This is a genomic window from Acinetobacter sp. UBA6526 (assembly GCF_002434875.1).
Lineage (GTDB): Bacteria > Pseudomonadota > Gammaproteobacteria > Pseudomonadales > Moraxellaceae > Acinetobacter > Acinetobacter venetianus.
The window spans coordinates 1-3,127 of the sequence record NZ_DJLC01000117.1 but is presented as its reverse complement, the minus strand read 5'-3'; the positions used below and the strand labels follow the sequence as shown (position 1 = coordinate 3,127).

3 protein-coding genes are annotated in these 3,127 nt (G+C 36.4%); 1 reads left to right on the top strand and 2 read right to left on the bottom strand.

What is annotated here, in order from left to right; translation table 11 throughout:
• Positions 1-1,178: TonB-dependent receptor (locus B4237_RS07825; protein WP_286942560.1), on the top strand; the 1,178-nt coding region annotated here is incomplete at its 5' end.
• 35 nt (positions 1,179-1,213) lie between these two features.
• Here the strand turns inward: B4237_RS07825 and B4237_RS07820 are convergent.
• Together B4237_RS07820 and B4237_RS07815 are read right to left on the bottom strand one after the other, a co-directional pair.
• Positions 1,214-2,014 carry a tetratricopeptide repeat protein gene (locus B4237_RS07820; RefSeq protein WP_278595370.1) on the bottom strand — a complete coding sequence of 267 codons (801 nt, stop codon included), beginning with the start codon at positions 2,012-2,014 and terminating at the stop codon, positions 1,214-1,216.
• Between the two features lie 222 nt (positions 2,015-2,236).
• The gene (locus B4237_RS07815; RefSeq protein WP_278595369.1) at positions 2,237-2,962 is read right to left on the bottom strand and encodes a DsbC family protein; all 726 of its coding nucleotides are present in this window, start codon (positions 2,960-2,962) and stop codon (positions 2,237-2,239) included.
• Between the last annotated feature and the right edge of the window lie 165 nt (positions 2,963-3,127).

The following is a 3,127-nucleotide window of genomic DNA, read 5'->3' as shown; positions in this document are numbered from 1 at the left end:
AATCTATTCCTCGCTCTGCACAATTAAATCCTAATCACGCAGGTGGAGTAATAGATTTTGAACGTAATTATTATGGTGCTGATTTCCGCTGGACGGGTAAAGAGTTATTGCCAAATACTCGCTTTAGTATAGGTGTTGCCGTCGATAAGATGGATGAAGATCGACAAGGTTATGAAAACTTTAATATTGTTTCTGGTGAACCATCATACGGCGTTAAAGGCACGTTACGCCGTGATGAAGACAATAGCTTATGGAATATTGATCCATACCTACAAGCATCTTGGCAGTTTTTACCGACTTGGCGTTTAGATACGGGTGTACGTTATAGCAATGTGCATTACAAATCTAAAGACCACTATTTGAGTAATGGGAATGACAGTGATAAAACAGAATATGACAAGATTTTGCCTTCAGCTGCTTTAAGCTGGCAAATTCTGCCTGAATTATTGGCTTATGTGAGTTATGCGAAAGGTTTTGAAACACCGACTTTTACTGAAATGGCTTATCAGGCTGATAGTAGCAAGTCGGGCTTTAATTTTGATTTAAAACCATCGACCAGTGATAACTATGAATTGGGTTTAAAGTCGCAAAATCAGTTGGGTGATTTTACTGTAGCCGTTTTCCAGAGCAAAACTCAAAATGATATTGTTTCAGCGGGTTCTTCCAATGGTCGTTCGACTTTCCGTAATGCAGATCGTACTTTAAGAAAAGGTGCTGAATTTACGTGGAATAAGCAAGTTTGGAAAGATCTTACTGTAAATGCGAGTTATGCTTACCTAGATGCAACTTTTGATTCAAATGTTCCAGCACTTGGAAAAATTGCTGAGATTCCTAAAGGTAATGCAATTCCTGGCATCGCTAAGAATCAAGCATTTATTGGGCTAGCATGGAAACCAGATCAAGGTTTTTATGCAGGACTTGATACGCAGTATATGGACAAAATCTATGTCGATGACAGTAATAGTGATGCTGCTGCGAGCTATACAATTGCATCGATCTACACGGGATATGCTTGGAAACATGCAGATTGGGGCTTTAATAGCTTTGCGCGTGTAGATAACTTATTTGATAAAAATTATGCAGGTTCAGTTATTGTGAATGATGGTAATAGTCGTTTCTTTGAACCAGCGGATGGACGTAATTGGAGTGCTGGAATCAGTGTAAGTAAGCAATTTTAAATGATAAAAAGCGCCTGAGATCAGGCGCTTTTTATTTATTTTTTATTTGCTTTTGCTGCTTTTTGAGCAGCAATTGCTTGTTCGACTTTTACTAAAGATTCTTTAGCATTTGGATAATTTGCCGCTGCTAAACGGGTAAAAATATTTTTTGCTTGTTCCAGATCTTGATCAACAATTCCACCATTTGCAAGCATATTTCCTAAAACCATTAGTGAGGGTGCATATCCTTTCTTCGCAAGACCTTGTAGGCTTTCTACAGCTTGTTGCTGCATAATCGGGTTTTTATTTTTAACACCAATGCTTAAATCATAAATTGCTTTTAAATGTACAGCAGGCTGAGATCCTTTGCGTAATAAGGGGAGTAGCTTTTGAACTGCCAATTGATCATATTCAGGTTTGCCTTGTTCAAAAAGTAATTTTGCACTTTCCACAATAGCATCATCTGAACCTTGATTCGAAGCTTTATCTAAGTATTCTTTATATTTTTGACTGTTTTTAGCGACACCTAAAGTACCATTTCTATAAACCTGAGCTAAGGTGTAACTTGCTTGCCCAAAACCCTTATTGGATGCGTCTTGATAGTATTGCAGGGCTTTCTTTTCATCTTTTGTGGTACCTTGCCCAACTTGATGCATATAGCCCAAATTGTAAATAGCTTGAGCATTTCCTGTATTTGCAATGCGTTGCATTTCTTGGAATGCACCTGAAAAATCCTTAGCTTCATAAAGTTGGGTTGCTTTTGCAAACACATCATTTTTAGCAGTTGTTTTCTTATCAGCTGCAAATGTTGAATGAGATGCTGCTAGGATTAAACTAGCAATGAGCAACTTTTTCATATTTCTTTTTCCTTATACCGAAACCTGCTTTCATCCTTTGTGTAGCAGAGTGCAATATGCAATACACATCATAAAAAATTGGCGTAAATTGTAAATGATGGTTTTGTATATATCTTGATTAAGATGGGTCAAAGAACTTAAATCAAAATTAAAAAAGTAGTCCATTTGTTTAATGGGCTACTGGTTTTAACAGGTTTAAGAGCTTCTTAAAGGTTACGAGTTCTATTTACTGGCTTCCTGCAATAGTAATTCAATCTGTTCAGCATCTTGTGGAATGCCTGAAACTCGCATGCCGTTTGCAAAGAATATTGTTGGTGTTCCATTGATTTGAAGTGATTGACCAAGGGCTATATTTTTCTGAATAGGCGTGTCACATTGGCCTGAATTTTTACTCAGTTTGCGGTGAAGCATATAATCCTCCCAAGCTTCATATTGATTTTTAGCACACCAAATTTTATTCGCCGCTATTTCAGCTTGAGGATGGAGTTTCTTTAGTGGGAATAAAAAAATGTAGACCGTTACATTGTCAATGGAAGTCATATATTGCTCTAATTTCTGACAATATGGGCAGTCTGGATCAGTGAACACATATAGCGTACGTTCTCCATTTCCTTTCACATATTTAATAGCTTGATCAAGAGGTAGCTGTTTAACATCAATTTTTCCTAACTCTATCAAGCGTTCCTCGGTAAGATTGGTTTTATTTTTCACATCCAATAAATTTCCAAAAAATAAATATTTTGCAGTTTCATCCGTATAAATAATTTTTCCTGCAACATAGACTTCATAGATACCCGTTAAAGGGGAAGGTGAAACCGATTTGATTGGAAGATCTGGATAATTACGCTTGAAATTTTGTTCTAGTGTTTTGCTGTCAGCATGGAGGCTTTGTAAGCTCAAAAAGCTTAAAGTAATTGCAGATAACCAAGTTTTGATCATTATTTTCATGAGGAGTTGATTCTATAGGTAATTGTTGAACAATAACGTCGATTGGGATTTCCGACAAGAATTGTAGTTCAAATTTATTTAAATTTTAGCTTTATTATTTTTGAGCATTTTTGCGAGTTCGAGATTTAAATGGTTACTAATGGCTTTGTTGCACAAAGGTTTGAA

Excerpts from the sequence above, each read along its gene's own strand:
- B4237_RS07820 (WP_278595370.1), bottom strand. The coding sequence starts at position 2,014 with ATGAAAAAGTTGCTCATTGCTAGTTTAATCCTAGCAGCATCTCATTCA.
- B4237_RS07815 (WP_278595369.1), bottom strand. The coding sequence starts at position 2,962 with ATGAAAATAATGATCAAAACTTGGTTATCTGCAATTACTTTAAGCTTT.